This is a genomic window from Azotobacter chroococcum (genome assembly GCF_004339665.1).
Taxonomy (GTDB): Bacteria; Pseudomonadota; Gammaproteobacteria; order Pseudomonadales; family Pseudomonadaceae; genus Azotobacter; species Azotobacter chroococcum.
Genome location: NZ_SMMU01000019.1, coordinates 51709 through 69174 on the forward strand (window position 1 = coordinate 51709; position 17466 = coordinate 69174).

The following is a 17466-nucleotide window of genomic DNA, read 5'->3' on the forward strand; positions in this document are numbered from 1 at the left end:
GAGCCATTTTTTGTCGCGGGCTGCATCTTTGAAGTTCTAACAAGGTTTAGACCGCCCGCACCTCGAACGCATGGCAACCCCAGGCCGGCAGGTCGAGGTAGAGGCCGTGGGCGGCGAGGTCGCTGCCGTCGCGCTCGTAGCGCGCAGGCCCCAGCCGGTCGCGCAGCTGCCAGTTGCGCCCGGCAAGGTCGTTCCACGGCAGCCTGACGAATGCCTGGCTCGGGTGGTCGGCGTAGTTCACCGCGACCAGCCGGCGCCGTTCGCCCGGGCCGCTCCAGGCGAAGACGATCAGCGCGTCGTGGCTGGGGTTGCCCGCCCAGGCGGGATCGGCGTCGAGCAGTTGCCAGTGACCGTCGCGCATGACCGGCTCCTTGAGGCAGTCGAGCAGGGCGTCGTAGAAGGCGGCGAGCGCGGCGTCCGGCGTCTCGGCCGGGCCGCGGCCGAGGTGGGGCGGGATGCGCACCCTTCTGCCCTCACGCTGCCCCTGGTGGAAGAAGCGCAGGCCGGGGCTCAGGAAGGTGATCGCGGCGGCCGCGCGGTGCCGGTCGGCGGCGAAGGTGGCGGCGGCGCGCGGTTCGTCGTGGTTCTCCAGAAAGCGCACCAGGCGGTCCTGGAAGTCGAGCCCGGCGCGCAGGTGGTCGCGCACCGGGCCGGCCTGGCCGGCCACCAGGCGGTCGTAGAGGCGCTTGTCGTAGGTATAGTCGAAGCCCTGCTGCTGCAGCGTCCACTCCAGGTCCCAGTAGACCTCGGCGAGAAACAGGAAGCCCGGCCGCTCGGCGTGGATCGCCGTAGTGGCCCGCGGCCAGAAGGGCGCGGCGGCGATCCCCCAGGTGCGCGCGAAGACTTCCGGCAGCAGCAGCATCGCCATGTCGCAGCGCACCCCGTCGCACTGCCCGGCGATCCGCCGCAGCTCGCCGAGCATGGCTTCCTGCAGCGCCGGCTGGCCGTAGTTCAGTTGCAGCGTGTCGGACCAGCCGGCGAAGCAGGGATCGCGGCCGTAGGCGAGGATGCGGCTGCCGCTGGCGGTTTCCAGGCGCCGGTAATTGTGTGGCTCGGCGGCCAGCTGCGCCTCGCTGCCGGCGACGAAGAACTCCGGATGCGCGTCGACCCAGCGGTGGTCCGGCGCCAGGTGGTTCGGCACGAAGTCGAGGATCAGGCGCAGGCCGCGTGCCTGCAGGCGTTCGCGCAGGCGGGCGAGGGCCGCGTCGCCGCCGAAGTCGGCATGCACCCGGTAATCCTGGATGGCGAAGCAGGAGCCGCAGACGTCGGACGCGCGAAAATCCGCCAGAACCCGGCGGTATTCGGCCAGCCACTCGGGATTCGACGCCGACACGCGGCGGGCGGCCTCGCCGGTCTGCCAGACGCCGAGCAACCAGAGCAGGTCGAAGCCGTCCTCGGCGAGGCGGTCGAGTTCCGCCTCGCCGAGGTCGTCGAGGGTCGCCGGACGGCCCAGCGCGGCGCCCAGCTCGGCCAGGCGGACCCGGGTGTTGAGCTGGAACAGCGCAGGATAGCGGGGTGCGGACATGACTGCCTCCTATTCCTGCACCCTGCCGCCGACCTGCTCGCGGGTCAGGCGCTCGGCGAGGCGCTCCCGCGGCGTCAGCAGCAGGTCGCTGGCCTGGAGGCGCCCGAACAGGTCGAGCAGGCGGGCGACGAGGCCGGTCCAGCCGGTCTGGTGGCTGGCGCCGAGGCCGGCGCCGGTGTCGCCGTGGAAGTATTCGTAGAACAGGATCAGGTCGCGCCAGTGCGGGTCCTCCTGGAACTTCGCGCTGTCGCCGTAGACCGGGCGGCGCCCGTGCTCGTCGCGCAGGAACAGGCCGGCGAGCCGGCGGGAGATCTCCCGGGCCACCTCGAAGAGCGTCATCTGCGTGCCGGAGCCGGTAGGGCACTCGACGCGCAGGTCGTCGCCGTAGAAGTAGTAGAGGTTCAGCAGGCCGCGGATGATCAGGGCGTTGACCGGCATCCACACCGGCCCCCGCCAGTTCGAGTTGCCGCCGAACATCCCCGAGTCCGACTCGGCCGGCAGGTAGGCGACGCGGTGCTCCTGGTCGCCGACCCGGAACGCGAAGGGGTGCTCCAGGTGGTAGCGCGACAGCGAGCGGATGCCGTGGGGACCGAGGAATTCGTTCTCGTCGAGCAGGTAGCCGAGGACCCGCACCAGCCGTTCCCGGGACAGCGGGGAGAGCAGGCGGCGGCCGTTCAGGCCGATGTAGCCCTCGGTCGTCGGGGCGACCTTGGCCACCACTTCGGGATGGCGTTCGCGGAACAGCTGGATCAGCTCCAGCAGTCGCGGGTGGCGGGTGCTCACGTCCGCCTCGAAGGTCGTGCAGGCGCACAGCGGCAGCAGCCCGACTATGGAGCGGACCTTCAGGCGCATGGCCGAGCCGTCGGGCAGGCGCAGCACGTCGTAGAAGAAGCCGTCCGCCTCGTCCCACATCTCGTCGCCGTGCTCGCCGGTGCGGTCCATGGCGTAGGCGATCCACATGAAGTGCTGGAGGAAGTTGAAGGCGTACTCCTCGTACTGCGGATCGCGGTCGGCGAGAATCAGCGCCATCTCCAGCATGTTCTGGCAGTAGAAGGCCATCCAGGCGGTGCCGTCGGCCTGCTCCAGGGTGCCGCCGGAGGGCAGCGGCGCGCTGCGGTCGAAGACGCCGATGTTGTCGAGGCCGAGGAAGCCGCCGGCGAAGACGTTGCGGCCCTGCGGGTCCTTGCGGTTCAGCCACCAGTTGAAGTTGAGCCGCAGGCCCTGGAAGCAGCGCTCGAGGAAGTCGAGGTCCTCGCGGCCGAGGTCCCGCTCCACCCGGAAAAGATACAGTGCGGCCCAGGCGTGGACGGGCGGGTTGACGTCGCCGAAGTTCCATTCGTAGGCCGGGATCTGTCCGTTCGGGTGGCAGTAGAGGCTCTTGAGCATCAGCGCCAGCTGTTCCTTGGCGAAGTCGAAGTCGACCAGCGCCAGGGAGAGGGTGTGGAAGGCCAGGTCCCAGGCGGCGTACCAGGGGTATTCCCACTTGTCGGGCATGGAGATGACGTCGCCGTTGAACATGTGGAACCACTCGGCGTTGCGCACCTGCCGCGTGCCGCCGGCCAGCGGATGCGCCTGGTGCTCCTTGAGCCAGGTGTCCAGGTCGAACAGGTAGTACTGCTTCGACCAGAGCATGCCGGCGAGCGCCTGGCGGTGGACCCGGCGCTCGTCCTCGTCCAGCGAATCGGGGACGATCCGTGCGTAGAACTCGTCGGCCTCGGCGCGGCGCGCGGCGAAGGCGGTCTCGAAGCCTGCGCCGAACGGCTCGCCCGAGGGCTCGCCGGCGGACAGCCGCAGGCGGACCACCGAGCAGCCGCCGGCCGGCACCTCGAGCACATAGCGGGCGGCGGCCTTGGTGCCGCTTCGTTCCGGGTTGACGGCCGCCTCCTCGCCGGTGATGAGGTAGCGGTGGAAGGCGTCCTTGACCCACGGCGAGGCGCTCGGCTGGCCCCACAGGCGCTCGGCGTTGCTCTCGTTCTCGGTGAACAGCAGTTCCGGCACCCCCTCGCAGGCCAGGCGCCAGTCGCCCAGCTCGGGATGCGCGGCCTGGATGGCGCCGTCCGCCGCGCGCAGGGCCGGCTTCGTCTGGTCTTCCTTCCACGACCAGGTGTTGCGGAACCACAGGGTCGGCAGCAGCTGCAGCCGCGCGGCCTCGGGCCCGCGGTTGTGCACGGCGATGCGGATCAGGATGTCCTCGGGACCCGCCTTGGCGTATTCGAGGAAAATGTCGAAATACCGGTTGTCGTCGAACACGCCGGTGTCGAGCAGCTCGTACTCGGGCGCCTGGCGCGAGCGGCTCCGGTTGGTGTCCACCAGGTCGCTGTAGGGGTAGGCCCGCTGCGGGTACTTGTAGAGGTACTTCATGTACGAGTGGGTGGGCGTCGAGTCGAGGTAGAAGTAGTACTCCTTGACGTCCTCGCCGTGGTTGCCCTCGCGGTTGGTCAGCCCGAACAGGCGCTCCTTGAGGATCGGGTCGCGCTCGTTCCACAGGGCGAGGGCGAAGCACAGGCGCTGCTGGTCGTCGCAGATGCCGCCGAGCCCGTCCTCGCCCCAGCGGTAGGCCCGCGAGCGGGCCTGGTCGTGGCTGAAGTAGTCCCAGGCGTTGCCGTCCTCGCTGTAGTCCTCGCGCACCGTCCCCCATTGCCGCTCGCTCAGGTAGGGGCCCCACTTCTTCCAGGCAACGCCCGCCTCGCGGGCCTCGTTCAGCCGCCGCTGCTCCGTCACGTCGACGAAGCCGGAAGATCCGGCGCCTCGCCCCGGCCGGCGGGCTGCATCCGAAGGGTTGTTCGACATCGCTCGTTCCTGTCTGGCATCTCGCCCTGTCGCGCCGACTGCCGGCTGGCGCCCCGTATCGCTTGATCTCTGAATCTAGCCAGCCACGGGCGAAAAGCCAGTGGCCGCCTCCGGCTCTCGGCATCGCCCCCGGCTGCGGAACTCAGGCCCATTCCGCCAGCCATTACCCGCCGGACGGCCGGCAACTTTTTCAGGAAGTTCCGCTCGTTCTGCAGGCTTCGAAAGTTGTTCTGTAAGAAAATATTCGAGCCGGGCGGGCGGCCCGAATGCCATATATCGTTCATATGTAAAAAAATATGAAAGGGCGCCGTCGCATCCGGCGCCATGCCCGGACTGCCGCGCGTCCAGCCAGCTGCGCTGGAGGGCACGGCCGGCGGGAGACATGGCTGAATGCTATTGATCAGCCGGACGACCGACCTCGCGGCGGGAAGGGGCGAAGTTCGTTGCATTCGGTTTCATTTGAGTTGTGTAGCCGACTATTCAGTTTCACTTAAGTTATGGGCGCTGCGCATTCAGCTTTATTTAAGTTGGATGTCGCAGGCTGACTTCATCGAGGGCACCCGAATGCCCGCACGCCTGCCTGTGCCGAACCTGTCGTGTCGACTCGTCACAGCAAGGGCGACCATCCGAGCCTTGCCACTTTTCCGCTACCCAGGGAGGTTATGCCATGAATCATTGCATCTCAGGACAGAGCCCGTCGCAGGGAACGACCGAGGCCCGCACCGAGTCCGAAAACGCCGAGGTGGCGCTGCAGAACATCGTCGAGGGCTTCCAGCGCTTTCGCACCGAGGTCTTTCCGCAGCAGAAGGAGTTCTACCGCGCCCTGGCCAGTGCCCAGCGGCCACGGGCGATGTTCATCACCTGCGCCGACTCGCGCATCATCCCCGAACTGATCACCCAGAGCTCGCCGGGCGACCTGTTCGTCACCCGCAACGTCGGCAACGTGGTGCCGCCCTACGGGCAGATCAACGGCGGCGTGTCCACCGCCATCGAATACGCGGTGATGGCGCTCGGCGTGCATCACATCATCGTCTGCGGCCATTCCGACTGCGGTGCCATGAAGGCGGTGATGGACCCGCCGAGCATGGAGAGCATGCCCACCGTCAAGGCCTGGCTGCGCCATGCCGAGGTGGCCAGGACCGTGGTGGAGCAGAACCGCTGCAGCTGCGCCGGCCGCGACACCCTGGAGGTGCTCACCGAGGAGAACGTGGTCGCCCAGCTCGACCACCTGCGCACCCACCCCTCGGTGGCGGCGCGCCTGGCCAGCGGCCAGCTGTTCATCCACGGCTGGGTCTATTCCATCGAGACCGCCGAGATCAAGGCCTACGATGCCGAGCAGGGCCGCTTCCGGCCCCTCGACAGTGAAGGCTCGATTCCCATGGCCACCCCGCGCCCGCGCTTCCACCAGCGCTGACGCCGCCGCAAGGCTGCCAGGCCGATCTTGATGATCGGCCTCGTTTTTTATCTCGTCCGCTTTCCGGTGCAGGGCCGCCGCCCCGCGCCGCGGGCGAGTCATGTCCCGCCTTTTACATGGAAGGAGCCCTCATGAACCTCGAAACCCTGAAATCCACCCTGCCACGGGACGCGATGGCCTCCGTGGTGGTCTTCCTGGTCGCCCTGCCGCTGTGCATGGGCGTCGCCATCGCCTCCGGCATGCCGCCGGCCAAGGGTCTGATCACCGGCATCATCGGCGGTCTGGTGGTCGGCGCCCTGGCCGGCGCGCCGCTGCAGGTCAGCGGCCCGGCGGCGGGCCTCGCCGTGCTGGTCTTCGAGCTGGTGCGCCAGCACGGCATCGCCATGCTCGGGCCGATCCTGCTGCTGGCCGGACTGATCCAGCTCGTCGCCGGGCGCCTGCGCCTGGGCTGCTGGTTCCGCGTCACCGCGCCGGCGGTGGTCTACGGCATGCTGGCGGGGATCGGCATCCTGATCATCCTCTCCCAGCTGCACGTGATGCTCGATGCCTCGCCGCAGGCCTCCGGGCTGAACAACCTGCAGGCCTTCCCGGCGGCGCTGGTCGATGCCCTGCCGTTCGGCGCCGGCGACGGCTGGGGCGCCGGGCTGCTCGGCCTCATGACCATCGGCGCCATGTGGCTGTGGGACAAGCGCAAGCCGGCCAGGCTGCGCTTTCTGCCCGGCGCGCTGATCGGCGTGAGCCTGGCGACCCTGGTCAGCCTGGTCCTGTCGATGGACGTGCGGCGGGTCGAGGTGCCGGCCAACCTGGGCGATGCCATCGACTGGGTGCAGCCGGCCGATCTGCTGCGCCTGCTGACCGACCCGACCCTCTTGGTCGCGGCGCTGACCCTGGCCTTCATCGCCAGCGCCGAGACCCTGCTGTCGGCCGCCGCGGTGGACCGCATGCACCAGGGCCCGCGCGCCGACTTCGACCGCGAGCTGACCTCCCAGGGCGTCGGCAACCTGCTCTGCGGCCTGCTCGGCGCCCTGCCGATGACCGGGGTGATCGTGCGCAGCTCGGCCAACGTGCAGGCCGGCGCCGTCACCCGGATGTCCGCCATCCTCCACGGCCTCTGGCTGCTGGCCTTCGTCCTGCTGCTGACCGCGGTGCTGCAGAGCATTCCGGTGGCCAGCCTGGCCGGGGTGCTGGTCTACACCGGGGTCAAGCTGGTCGACCTCAAGGCCCTGCGCGGCCTCGGCCGCTACGGGCGGATGCCGATGTTCATCTACGGCGCCACGGCCCTGGCGATCGTCTTCACCGACCTCTTGACCGGGGTGATGATCGGTTTCGCCCTGACTCTGGCCAAGCTCGCCTGGCGCGCCTCGCGGCTGAAGATCAGCCTGGTCTACGACGAGGACGGGCGCAGCGCGGAACTGCGCATGGTCGGCTCGGCGACCTTCCTCAAGGTGCCGGAACTGTCCCGCGTGCTGGCTTCGGTGCGTCCCGGTACCCAGCTGCACGTGCCGCTCGAACACCTCAACTACATCGACCACGCCTGCATGGAGCTGCTCGACGAATGGCGCGCCGCCAGCGCGGCCAACGGCTCCGAGCTGGTGCTCGAGTCCCGCGCGGTGAAGCGCCGCCTGGAAGGCCGGGTGCGCACCACGGTCGGCATCGGCAGCGCGGCCTGAGGGGCTGCGCCCGCCCTCGTGGAAGACCGTAGGGCGGGTGACAGGCCCTTGCCAGGTCCGGCGGTTTGCACTCGCCCTACCCGTCCGTCCGGCTCAGCTGCAGTTCCACCCCGAACTGCCGCGACAGGCAGGGCCAGGCCTGCCAGGCGGCGATGGTCTTCGGGCTGGTCACGCGGGCGCGGTAGGCGTCCAGGGACACCTGCTCGAACAGCGTGTTGCCGAGCAGGCCGTTCACCGCCAGCTGCACGGCCTCGTCGAGCTGGTTGGCGAAGAACTCGCCGATCAGCCGGTGGGCGATCAGGTTGGCCACCGTGGTGTCCAGGGGGATCAGCGGCTGGCCGATGAAGCCGATGTAGCGGTCGTTGACCTCCTCGATCAGGCGATGCGCCAGGTAGGCCTCGTCGAGCAGGCCGGCGAGGCCTTCCTGCCCCTCCACCACCTCCGGCGGGCTGAGGAAGAAATGCTCGGCCACCTTCAGCACCGGGACGATCTGGCCCTCGATGCCCGCCTCGCAGGCGACCACGTGGGCGGCTTCGAGCAGTTCCGGCACCTGCTCCAGATAACCGTCGACGAACTTCGTCAGCACGCCCAGCGCATCCTCCTCGGGCAGGCAGATGGCGGGGTGCAGGCACTGCATCCGGCTTTCCAGCTGGCGGGCGAGCGTGCCGTGGCTGACTTCGTGCTGGCGGGCATGCTCGATCAGCTGGCGCAAGGCTGGAATATTCAAGGGCAGGACTCCTCGGGCTGCTGTGGCAAGACAGCCTCCTTGGCCAGTGGACAGATGCCCCTAGATTAGACGCCCGTTCCGATCACCGCTATTGGCCAATGGCTGCCCCGGACCGCAAAAAATCTCCCTGCCGCCGGCGCTGTCTATACTCGACTCGAAACATGCTTACCGGAGTAAGGCCCGACTGCACCGCAGACCGGGGTTCTGCGGTAGCGGGGCGCGGGAAAGGGAAGGCCGGCAGGCCGGTCGGCGCAGTGCTCTGCGCACGGCTCGACGCCGGCGGCTCCCGGCGCCCCGTCCAGGTTGCAAGGCCTGGCAGCAGCACCCTGCGTCGACGGTTCCGCCAGCGGGATTAAAAGAACGATAAGGGGAACCCGCAATGATGCGACATCCACGACTCTGGATGGGTCTTCTGTCGTGCTCGGCCCTGTCCCAGGCACAGGCCGCCTGGGATGTGAACATGCGGCCGGGGGTCACGGAAGTCAGCCGTTCCGTCTTCGATCTGCACATGACCATCTTCTGGATCTGCGTGGTCATCGGCCTGCTGGTGTTCGGCGCGATGTTCTGGTCGATGTTCGCCCACCGCCGCTCGCGCCACCCGCAGCCCGCGCACTTCCACGAGAACACCAGGGTCGAGGTGCTGTGGACGGTGATCCCGCTCTTGATCCTGATCGCCATGGCGGTGCCGGCGACCCGCACCCTGCTGCACATCTACGACCCGTCCGAGCCCGACCTGGACATCCAGGTCACCGGCTACCAGTGGAAGTGGCACTACAAGTACCTGGGCGAGGATGTGGAGTTCTTCAGCAACATGGCGACCGCGCGCGAGGCCATCGGCGACCAGGCGCCGAAGACCGACCATTACCTGCTGGAAGTGGACGAGCCACTGGTGATCCCGGCCGGCGCCAAGGTGCGCTTTCTGGTCACCGCGGCGGACGTCATCCACTCCTGGTGGGTGCCGGAGCTGGCGGTGAAGAAGGACGCCATTCCCGGCTTCATCAACGAGGCCTGGACCCGCGTCGGCGAGCCGGGCCTCTATCGCGGCCAGTGCACCGAGCTGTGCGGCAAGGACCACGGCTTCATGCCGGTGGTGGTGGAGGTCAAGGCGCCCGCCGACTACAGCGCCTGGCTGGCCGCCCGCAAGGCGTCCGCCGCCGAGCGCACGGCGCTGGCCGGCAAGACCTGGACCCGCGAGGAGCTGGTCGCCCAGGGCGAGCAGGTCTACAAGACCAGTTGCGCCGCCTGCCACCAGCTCGGCGGCCAGGGCGTGCCGCCGGCGTTCCCGGCCCTCACCGGCTCGAAGATCGCCACCGGGCCGAAGGAAGGCCACATCGCCATCGTCGTCAACGGCAAGCCGGGCACCGCCATGGCCGCCTTCGGCAAGCAGCTCTCCGACGTCGACCTGGCCGCGGTGATCAGCTACGAGCGCAACGCCCTGGGCAACGCGGTCGGCGACAGCGTCACCCCGCAGGACATTCTCACCTTCCGCCAGGCCGAGGAAGCCGGCCAGGGCATGCAGCCCGGCCAACCCCAGCCCCAGCCCCAGCCCCAGCCCCAGCCCCAGCCCCAATAGAGGAGAGGCCACGATGAGCGCAGTGATCGAGCCGGGCCACGCCGGCCATGACGAACACCCGCACGGCCCGGCCCCGGGCCTGATGCGCTGGGTGCTGACCACCAACCACAAGGACATCGGCAGCCTCTACCTGTGGTTCAGCTTCACCGCCTTCCTGCTCGGCGGCAGCATGGCCATGGTGATCCGCGCCGAGCTGTTCCAGCCGGGACTGCAGATCGTCCAGCCGGAGTTCTTCAACCAGATGACCACCATGCACGGCCTGATCATGGTCTTCGGCGCGGTGATGCCGGCCTTCGTCGGGCTGGCCAACTGGATGATCCCGCTGATGATCGGCGCGCCGGACATGGCCCTGCCGCGGATGAACAACTTCAGCTTCTGGCTGCTGCCGGCGGCCTTCGGCCTCCTGGTCAGCACCCTGTTCATGGCGGGCGGCGGGCCGAACTTCGGCTGGACCTTCTACGCGCCGCTGTCCACCACCTACGCGCCGGAGAGCGTGACCTTCTTCATCTTCGCCGTGCACCTGATGGGCATCAGCTCGATCATGGGCGCGATCAACGTGATCGCCACCGTGCTCAACCTGCGCGCGCCGGGCATGACCCTGATGAAGATGCCGCTGTTCGTCTGGACCTGGCTGATCACCGCCTTCCTCCTGATCGCGGTGATGCCGGTGCTGGCCGGGGTGGTGACCATGATGCTGATGGACATCCACTTCGGCACCAGCTTCTTCAGCGCCGCCGGCGGCGGCGACCCGGTGCTGTTCCAGCACGTGTTCTGGTTCTTCGGCCACCCCGAGGTGTACATCATGATCCTGCCGGCCTTCGGCGCGGTCAGCTCGATCATCCCGACCTTCAGCCGCAAGCCGCTGTTCGGCTACACCTCGATGGTCTACGCCACCGGCGCCATCGCCTTCCTGTCGTTCATTGTCTGGGCGCACCACATGTTCACCGTCGGCATCCCGCTGACCGGCGAGCTGTTCTTCATGTACGCCACCATGCTGATCGCCGTGCCCACCGGGGTGAAGGTGTTCAACTGGGTGTCGACCATGTGGCGCGGCTCGCTGACCTTCGAGGCGCCGATGCTGTTCGCCGTGGCCTTCGTCATCCTCTTCACCATCGGCGGCTTCTCCGGGCTGATGCTGGCCATCGCCCCGGCCGACTTCCAGTACCACGACACCTACTTCGTGGTGGCGCACTTCCACTACGTGCTGGTGCCCGGGGCGATCTTCGGCATCTTCGCCTCGGCCTACTACTGGCTGCCGAAGTGGACCGGGCACCTGTACGACGAAACCCTGGCCAGGTGGCATTTCTGGCTGTCCTTCGTCGGCATGAACCTGGCCTTCTTCCCCATGCACTTCGTCGGTCTGGCCGGGATGCCGCGGCGCATCCCCGACTACAACCTGCAGTTCGCCGACTTCAACATGGTCTCCAGCCTCGGCGCCTTCCTGTTCGGCGCCACCCAGCTGTTGTTCCTGTACATCGTGATCAAGTGCATCCGCGGCGGCGAGGCGGCGCCGGCCAAGCCCTGGGACGGCGCCGACGGCCTGGAGTGGTCGGTGCCCTCCCCGGCGCCCTACCACACCTTCAGCACCCCGCCGGAGGTGAAGTGACATGGACGACGGCCTGCCCACCGCCCGCCTGGTCCGCCGCCTGCTGCTGGTGGTGGCGGCGATGTTCGCCTTCGGCTTCGCCCTGGTGCCGCTCTACGAGGTGATGTGCCAGGCCTTCGGCATCAACGGCAAGACCGCCGGCGCCTATACGGGTGAGCAACAGATGGATGCGGCGCGCACGGTGCGCGTGCAGTTCCTCGCCAGCAACGCCGCCGGCATGAACTGGGAGTTCCGCCCGCTGCAGGACGAGCTGGTGGTGCATCCCGGCGCCAGCCACCAGATGCTGTTCGTCGCCCATAACCCCAGTGACCGGCCGATGACCGGCCAGGCCGTTCCCAGCGTCGCCCCGGCGCGGGCGGCGGCCTGGTTCCACAAGACCGAGTGCTTCTGCTTCACCCAGCAGGTCCTGCAGCCGGGCGAGCGCATCGAGATGCCGGTGCGTTTCATCGTCGACCGCGACCTGCCGGCCGACGTGCGACACCTGACCCTCGGCTACACGCTGTTCGACATCACCGGGCGCCAGGGGCCGCAGGCCCAGGCCGTCCGTTAAGGAGAAGAACGACCATGTCGACGACCCACGAGCACTATTACGTCCCCGCCCAGAGCAAGTGGCCGATCATCGCCACCCTCGGCCTGCTGACCACCGTCTACGGACTCGGCAGCTGGTTCAACGACCTCAAGGCCGGCCGCGACGAGATCGGCGGTCCGGTGATCTTCTTCGTCGGCGCCCTGCTGATCGCCTGGATGCTGTTCGGCTGGTTCGGCAACGTGATCCAGGAAGGCCGCGCCGGGCTCTACAGCGCGCAGATGGACCGCTCGTTCCGCTGGGGCATGAGCTGGTTCATCTTCTCCGAGGTGATGTTCTTCCTGGCCTTCTTCGGCGCGCTCTTCTACGTCCGCTACTGGGCCGGTCCCTGGCTCGCCGGCGAGGGCGACAAGGGCATCAGCCACATGCTCTGGCCGAACTTCGAATACGCCTGGCCGCTGCTGGAGAACCCCGATCCCAAGCAGTTTCCGGCGCCCGCCGGGATCATCGGTGCCTGGGGGCTGCCGCTGGTCAACACCATCCTGCTGGTGTCCTCCAGCTTCACCGTGACCTTCGCCCACCACGCGCTGAAGGACGGCGAGCGCCGGAAGCTGAAGGGCTGGCTGGCGCTGACCGTCCTGCTCGGGGTGACCTTCCTGATCCTGCAGGCCGAGGAATACCTGCACGCCTACCGGGAGCTGGGGCTGACCCTCGGCTCGGGCATCTACGGCGCGACCTTCTTCATGCTCACCGGCTTCCACGGCGCCCACGTCACCATCGGCGCGATCATCCTCGCGGTGATGCTGGTCCGCGTGCTGCGCGGCCATTTCACCCCCGATGAGCACTTCGGCTTCGAGGCGGCGAGCTGGTACTGGCACTTCGTCGATGTGGTGTGGATCGGCCTGTTCGTCTTCGTCTACGTGCTGTGAACATGGGGCGGGAAAGCCGTAGGGCGGGTGAAACCCGCCGATTCCGGTGCAGGCCCCTGCCACGCTTGGCGGGTTGCACCCGCCCTACCAGGTCACATGGGACACCAGCTGGCCGCTGAGGAAGCCCCAGGCGACCAGCGCCAGGGTCAGCGCGGCCAGGCCGACCCGCAGGTACAGCGCCTGCAGTACCCGGCGGGTGCGGCCGGCGTCGTGGACCAGGAAGAACAGGCCGCTGAACAGGCTGGCCAGCATCGCCAGCAGCGACAGGACAATCGCCACCTTGAGCAGCATGGATGGCTCCGGGGGTTAAGGGGGATGCGTGCAGTATAGTCCGCCGTCGAAAACGTCCGGCCATGGGCCGTGGCGCCGCTTCCGGCCCGGCTGGGCGCCGAGCCTGCTGGTCGCGCTGCTGTTGCCGGCGCTGCTCGGCCTGGGCTTCTGGCAGCTGTCGCGGGCCGAGGACAAGCGCGCCCTGCTCGCCCAGTTCGAGGCCCGCCGCCAGGCCGCGCCGCTCGCCCCGGCCGAGCTTGCGGCCGCCGGCGCGCCGGCCTGGCAGCGGGTGCGCCTGCACGGCCGCTTCGACGCGGAGCACAGCCTGCTGCTGGACAACCGCACCCGCGCCGGCCGGCCCGGCGTCGAGCTGCTGCAGCCGTTCCGGGACGACGGCGGCCAGTGGCTGCTGGTCAACCGCGGCTGGCTGCCCTGGCCCGACCGGCGCGTGCCGCCGGTCTTCGCCACCCCGGACGAAGCCCTGGCGCTGACCGCCTGGGTCTACCGCTCGCCCGGCAATCCCTTCCTGCTCAAGCACAGCGCCGGCGACGGCTGGCCGCGGCTGGTCAACTGGGTCGACGCCGCCGCCTTCTGGCACGAGCTGGAGCGCGCCGGCCTGCCCGTCGAGCTGCGACTGGAGCCTGGAGCTGCGGCCTACGCGGTGGACTGGCCGTTGCTCGCCATGGCCCCGGAGAAGCACCTGGGCTACGCCCTGCAGTGGTTCGCCCTGGCCGCCGCCCTGCTCGCCCTGTTCGTCTATCTCGGTATTCACAGCGCACGGGAGACTTCGCATGCCGTCACTCACCGCCCGGACTGAACCACCGGCCTCGCCCCGCCGCGGCCGCCTGCAACTGCTGGCGCTCTTCGCCCTGGTGCTCGGCCCCATGCTGCTGGCCGGCGCCATGTACCACTGGCGCTTCTGGGTGCCGGAGGGACGCAGCTACCACGGTACGCTGATCGGCACCGGGCAGAGCCGCGCCGAGCTGGGCGTGCTGCCGGCCGAGGCCGGCGAGCCGCGCTGGCAGCTGCTGGTCACCGCCCCGGCGGAGTGCGCCGCGGACTGCCGGCAGCTGGTCTACCTGGCCCGGCAGATCCACATCGGCCTGGGCCGCGAGGCCGACCGCGGCGCCCATGCCCTGGCCGTGGGCCAGCCGCTGGACGCCGCGGAGACGACGCGGCTGGCGCGCGAATACCCGCAGCTCGGCCATTACCGCCTGGAGCGTGCGGCCTACGAGCAGGCGGCGCCGGGGCTGTCCGGCGCGCAGCTGTGGATCGTCGACCCGCTCGGCAACCTGGTGCTGCGCTATGACGCCGGGGCCGACGGCAAGGGCGTGCTGGAGGACCTGCGCCTGCTGCTCAAGCTGTCGAAGATCGGCTGAGCGGCACAACGCAACGGATCGCCGACGGAACGGGAGATCGCCATGGACACACGTCGCAAGCCGGGCTTTCGCCTGGCCCTGTTCGCCACCCTGCTGGCCTTCGCCGTGGTGCTGCTGGGAGCCTACACCCGGCTGACCCACGCCGGGCTCGGCTGCCCGGACTGGCCGGGCTGCTACGGCTTCCTCGCGGTGCCGAGCAGCGAGGCGCAGCTGGCCCACGCCGAACGGCATTTCCCCGATGCGCCGGTGGAGGCGGAGAAGGGCTGGAACGAGATGATCCACCGCTACTTCGCCGGCAGCCTGGGCCTGGTCATCCTCGCCCTGGCGCTGCAGGCGCTGCGCCGCCGCACCGATGCCGGCCAGCCGCGCGTCCTGCCGCTGGTGCTGCTCGGGGTGGTGGTCGCCCAGGCGCTGTTCGGCATGTGGACGGTCACCCTCAAGCTCTGGCCGCAGGTGGTGGTCGCCCACCTGCTCGGCGGCATGACCACCCTCGCCCTGCTCTTTCTGCTCGGCCTGCGCCTCTCCGGCAGGGTTGCCGCCCTGCCCGCTCCGGCAGCGGGCCTGCGACTCCTGGCCGGCGCCGCGCTGGTGCTGAGCGTCGGGCAGATCGCCCTGGGCGGCTGGGTCAGCAGCAACTACGCGGCGGTGGCCTGCCTCGACCTGCCCACCTGCCACGGCCAGTGGTGGCCGGAAGAAGTGGACTTCGCCAACGCCTTCCACCTGAGCCAGGAAATCGGCCCCAGCTACCTGGGCGGCATGCTCGACGGCCCGGCGCGCACCGCTATCCACCTGAGCCACCGCCTCGGCGCCCTGGCCGTCGCCCTGGTGCTTTCGGCGCTGGCCTGGCGGCTGTGGCGCCACGGCCTCGGCCGGCTCGCTGCCCTGCTGCTCGCCGCGCTTCTGCTGCAGCTCGGGCTGGGCGTCGGCAACGTGCTCTGGCAGCTGCCGCTGCCGCTGGCGGTCGCCCACAACGGCGGCGCCGCTCTGCTGCTGCTGAGCCTGGTGCTGGTCAACTACCGGCTGCGCGTGCAGGCAGTGCGTGATTTCGATGGCTCCCGCGCTCCTGCGTGGGAGCCCCGGACAGGACGCTCCGCGCCTGCAGATCTGGGGTGAAGAACGCGGAGTGTGCCGGGTTGCGTTCCCACGCGGGAGCGTGGGAACGATCCAACGGGTTAGCCGCACGCCGCCGGCTTTGCAGGACAACAACGACAACCAGGAGAAACGACCATGGCCATCCTACTCGCCACCCGCAGCCAGCGGGCCAGCTGGCGCGATTACCTGGAACTGACCAAACCCAAGGTGGTGGTGCTGATGCTGATCACCTCGCTGGTCGGCATGTTCCTCGCCTCCCGCGCCGGCGTGCCCTGGACGGTGCTGGTCTTCGGCAACCTCGGCATCGGCCTCTGCGCCGGCGCGGCGGCGGCGGTCAACCATGTGGTGGACCGGCGCATCGACGCGCTGATGGCGCGTACCCGCCGCCGCCCGCTGGCCGAGGGCCGCGTCGCGCCGGCCGCGGCGCTGGGCTTCGCGCTGCTGCTGGCGGTGGCCGGGATGGCCCTGCTGCTGACCTTCACCAATCCGCTGGCAGCCTGGCTGACCCTGGCCTCGCTGCTCGGCTACGCGGTGATCTACACCGGCTTTCTCAAGCGCGCCACGCCGCAGAACATCGTCATCGGCGGCCTGGCCGGCGCTGCCCCGCCGCTGCTCGGCTGGGTCGCGGTGAGCGGCCAACTGTCCGCCGAGCCGCTGCTGCTGGTGCTGATCGTCTTCACCTGGACGCCGCCGCACTTCTGGGCGCTGGCCATCCACCGCAAGGCCGAATACGCCAAGGCCGAGATCCCCATGCTGCCGGTGACCCACGGCGAGGCCTACACCAAGCTGCACATCCTGCTCTACACCCTGGCCCTGCTGGCGGTGAGCCTCTTGCCCTACGCCATCCACATGAGCGGCCCGCTCTACCTGGCCTGCGCGCTGCTTCTCGGTGGGCGCTTCCTGCACTGGGCCTGGGCGCTGTACCGGGACAGCAAGCCCCATGCGGCGATCCTGACCTTCAAGTTCAGCATCAAGTACCTGTTCCTGCTGTTCATCGCCCTGCTGGTGGATCACTATCTGCCGTTGACGCTCTAGGGTCTGTTGACACTACTCTCCGCGAGCCGCGTTGCTGCGCAACCCGCAGGGACGGGCCCGTTTTTGCGCAGAGCGTCGTTGCTCGTCGTTCGTTTGGAATGACCAAACTTCTCTCCTCGCGCCTAACGCCGCGCAAAAACGGGCTCCGTCGCGGACGCGTAGAGTAGTATCAACAGCCCCTAACGCCCAGGACCGCCCATGACCCGCCTCCAGAAGACCGTGCTCATCCTCGTCGCCGTGATCGCCGCGGTGATCGGTCTGACCTTCTCCAAGGTGCTGAACGGCTCGCGCCAGGCCGATCCGGTGCAGCTGCTGGAGGCCGGCATCGTCCTGCTGCCGCAGGCCCGCCCCCTGCCGCCGCTCAGCCTGACCGACCAGGACGGCCAGGCGGTCGCGCTGCAGTCGCTCACCGGCAAGTGGAGCCTGGTGTTCTTCGGCTACACCTTCTGCCCGGACATCTGCCCGACCACCCTCGCCCAGCTGCGCCAGCTCGAAGGCCTGCTGCCGCCGGCGACCCGCGAGCGCCTGCAGGTGGTGATGGTCAGCGTCGACCCGCAGCGCGACACCCCGGCGCAGCTCAAGCAGTACCTGGCCTTCTTCGACCCGGACTACCGTGGCCTGACCGGCGAGCTGGAGAGCATCCAGCAACTGGCCAGCGCCCTCGGCATCCCCTTCATCCCCGGCGACACCGGCCGCGAGAACTACACCGTGGACCACAGCGGCAACCTCGCCCTGCTCGGCCCGGACGGCACCCAGCGCGGCTTCGTCCGCGCCCCGCTGAACGTCGCCCGGCTGGCCGAGCGCCTGCCGCAGCTGGTCGAGCGGCCCTGAGGGGCAGCCCTTTCAAGGTCTCTTACCTTTCGAGGCCTCGATTACACGGGCCGTAGAGACATGAGCGCGGGCTGCGGCGCTATCGACCCACTCCCGGGT

15 protein-coding genes are annotated in these 17466 nt (G+C 69.1%); 11 read left to right on the forward strand and 4 right to left on the reverse strand.

Translation table 11 applies throughout. The features are described from left to right. Positions 1-46: 46 nt before the first annotated feature. Both EV691_RS15435 and EV691_RS15440 read right to left on the reverse strand, forming a co-directional pair. Positions 47-1525 carry an alpha-amylase family glycosyl hydrolase gene (locus EV691_RS15435; protein WP_131297701.1) on the reverse strand — a complete coding sequence of 493 codons (1479 nt, stop codon included), beginning with the start codon at positions 1523-1525 and terminating at the stop codon, positions 47-49. A 9-nt stretch (positions 1526-1534) separates the two neighbouring features. Beyond that, positions 1535-4315, reverse strand: a complete 2781-nt coding sequence (locus tag EV691_RS15440; protein WP_131297700.1) for an MGH1-like glycoside hydrolase domain-containing protein — start codon at positions 4313-4315, stop codon at positions 1535-1537. A 667-nt stretch (positions 4316-4982) separates the two neighbouring features. Here EV691_RS15440 and EV691_RS15445 point away from each other — a divergent pair. Both EV691_RS15445 and EV691_RS15450 read left to right on the forward strand, forming a co-directional pair. Beyond that, on the forward strand, positions 4983-5729 hold the full coding sequence (locus EV691_RS15445) for a carbonic anhydrase (RefSeq protein ID WP_131297699.1): 747 nt from the start codon (positions 4983-4985) through the stop codon (positions 5727-5729). 131 nt (positions 5730-5860) lie between these two features. Continuing rightward, the gene (locus EV691_RS15450; RefSeq protein WP_207390156.1) at positions 5861-7399 is read left to right on the forward strand and encodes a SulP family inorganic anion transporter; all 1539 of its coding nucleotides are present in this window, start codon (positions 5861-5863) and stop codon (positions 7397-7399) included. A 76-nt stretch (positions 7400-7475) separates the two neighbouring features. On the opposite strand, the gene EV691_RS15455 is transcribed toward EV691_RS15450, so the two are convergent. Then, entirely contained in the window at positions 7476-8126 is a 651-nt protein-coding gene (locus EV691_RS15455; RefSeq protein WP_131297697.1) for a hypothetical protein, read from the reverse strand. 379 nt (positions 8127-8505) lie between these two features. On the opposite strand from EV691_RS15455, the gene coxB reads away from it, so the two are divergent. The 4 genes from coxB to EV691_RS15480 are packed head-to-tail and all read left to right on the forward strand — an operon-like array spanning position 8506 to position 12760. Continuing rightward, complete coding sequence (gene coxB / locus EV691_RS15465; protein ID WP_131297696.1) at positions 8506-9699, forward strand: cytochrome c oxidase subunit II; 1194 nt, start codon at positions 8506-8508, stop codon at positions 9697-9699. A 13-nt stretch (positions 9700-9712) separates the two neighbouring features. Further along, on the forward strand, positions 9713-11305 hold the full coding sequence (ctaD, locus tag EV691_RS15470) for a cytochrome c oxidase subunit I (protein ID WP_131297695.1): 1593 nt from the start codon (positions 9713-9715) through the stop codon (positions 11303-11305). Between the two features lies 1 nt (position 11306). Next, positions 11307-11855 (forward strand): cytochrome c oxidase assembly protein, encoded by a 549-nt coding sequence (locus EV691_RS15475; RefSeq protein ID WP_131297694.1) that lies wholly within the window; start codon positions 11307-11309, stop codon positions 11853-11855. Positions 11856-11869: 14 nt separating this feature from the next. Further along, positions 11870-12760, forward strand: coding sequence for a cytochrome c oxidase subunit 3 (locus tag EV691_RS15480; RefSeq protein ID WP_131297693.1), 891 nt, complete (start codon positions 11870-11872; stop codon positions 12758-12760). A gap of 84 nt (positions 12761-12844) precedes the next feature. Here the strand turns inward: EV691_RS15480 and EV691_RS15485 are convergent, their stop codons facing one another. Beyond that, positions 12845-13048 (reverse strand): twin transmembrane helix small protein, encoded by a 204-nt coding sequence (locus tag EV691_RS15485; protein ID WP_039807295.1) that lies wholly within the window; start codon positions 13046-13048, stop codon positions 12845-12847. A gap of 31 nt (positions 13049-13079) precedes the next feature. Between EV691_RS15485 and EV691_RS15490 the strand changes: the two genes are divergently transcribed. The 5 genes from EV691_RS15490 to EV691_RS15510 all read left to right on the forward strand — a co-directional run bounded on the left by EV691_RS15490 (position 13080) and on the right by EV691_RS15510 (position 17367). Further along, positions 13080-13847, forward strand: a complete 768-nt coding sequence (locus EV691_RS15490; RefSeq protein WP_131297692.1) for an SURF1 family protein — start codon at positions 13080-13082, stop codon at positions 13845-13847. Then, positions 13822-14409 carry a hypothetical protein gene (locus EV691_RS15495; protein WP_131297691.1) on the forward strand — a complete coding sequence of 196 codons (588 nt, stop codon included), beginning with the start codon at positions 13822-13824 and terminating at the stop codon, positions 14407-14409. The genes EV691_RS15490 and EV691_RS15495 overlap by 26 nt, the downstream gene beginning before the upstream one ends. A gap of 42 nt (positions 14410-14451) precedes the next feature. Then, positions 14452-15522: a COX15/CtaA family protein gene (locus EV691_RS15500; RefSeq protein ID WP_131297690.1), complete on the forward strand. Its 1071-nt coding sequence runs from the start codon at positions 14452-14454 to the stop codon at positions 15520-15522. Positions 15523-15636: 114 nt separating this feature from the next. Beyond that, on the forward strand, positions 15637-16536 hold the full coding sequence (gene cyoE / locus EV691_RS15505) for a heme o synthase (RefSeq protein ID WP_131297689.1): 900 nt from the start codon (positions 15637-15639) through the stop codon (positions 16534-16536). A gap of 198 nt (positions 16537-16734) precedes the next feature. Continuing rightward, positions 16735-17367 (forward strand): SCO family protein, encoded by a 633-nt coding sequence (locus EV691_RS15510; protein WP_131297688.1) that lies wholly within the window; start codon positions 16735-16737, stop codon positions 17365-17367. The last annotated feature ends 99 nt before the right edge of the window (positions 17368-17466 follow it).

What these genes read in the sequence shown, in the direction of transcription:
- EV691_RS15435 (WP_131297701.1), bottom strand. Translation starts at nt 1,525, where the DNA reads ATGTCCGCACCCCGCTATCCTGCGCTGTTCCAGCTCAACACCCGGGTC.
- EV691_RS15440 (WP_131297700.1), bottom strand. Translation starts at nt 4,315, where the DNA reads ATGTCGAACAACCCTTCGGATGCAGCCCGCCGGCCGGGGCGAGGCGCC.
- EV691_RS15445 (WP_131297699.1), top strand. Translation starts at nt 4,983, where the DNA reads ATGAATCATTGCATCTCAGGACAGAGCCCGTCGCAGGGAACGACCGAG.
- EV691_RS15450 (WP_207390156.1), top strand. Translation starts at nt 5,861, where the DNA reads ATGAACCTCGAAACCCTGAAATCCACCCTGCCACGGGACGCGATGGCC.
- coxB (WP_131297696.1), top strand. Translation starts at nt 8,506, where the DNA reads ATGATGCGACATCCACGACTCTGGATGGGTCTTCTGTCGTGCTCGGCC.
- ctaD (WP_131297695.1), top strand. Translation starts at nt 9,713, where the DNA reads ATGAGCGCAGTGATCGAGCCGGGCCACGCCGGCCATGACGAACACCCG.
- EV691_RS15475 (WP_131297694.1), top strand. Translation starts at nt 11,307, where the DNA reads ATGGACGACGGCCTGCCCACCGCCCGCCTGGTCCGCCGCCTGCTGCTG.
- EV691_RS15480 (WP_131297693.1), top strand. Translation starts at nt 11,870, where the DNA reads ATGTCGACGACCCACGAGCACTATTACGTCCCCGCCCAGAGCAAGTGG.
- EV691_RS15495 (WP_131297691.1), top strand. Translation starts at nt 13,822, where the DNA reads ATGCCGTCACTCACCGCCCGGACTGAACCACCGGCCTCGCCCCGCCGC.
- EV691_RS15500 (WP_131297690.1), top strand. Translation starts at nt 14,452, where the DNA reads ATGGACACACGTCGCAAGCCGGGCTTTCGCCTGGCCCTGTTCGCCACC.
- cyoE (WP_131297689.1), top strand. Translation starts at nt 15,637, where the DNA reads ATGGCCATCCTACTCGCCACCCGCAGCCAGCGGGCCAGCTGGCGCGAT.
- EV691_RS15510 (WP_131297688.1), top strand. Translation starts at nt 16,735, where the DNA reads ATGACCCGCCTCCAGAAGACCGTGCTCATCCTCGTCGCCGTGATCGCC.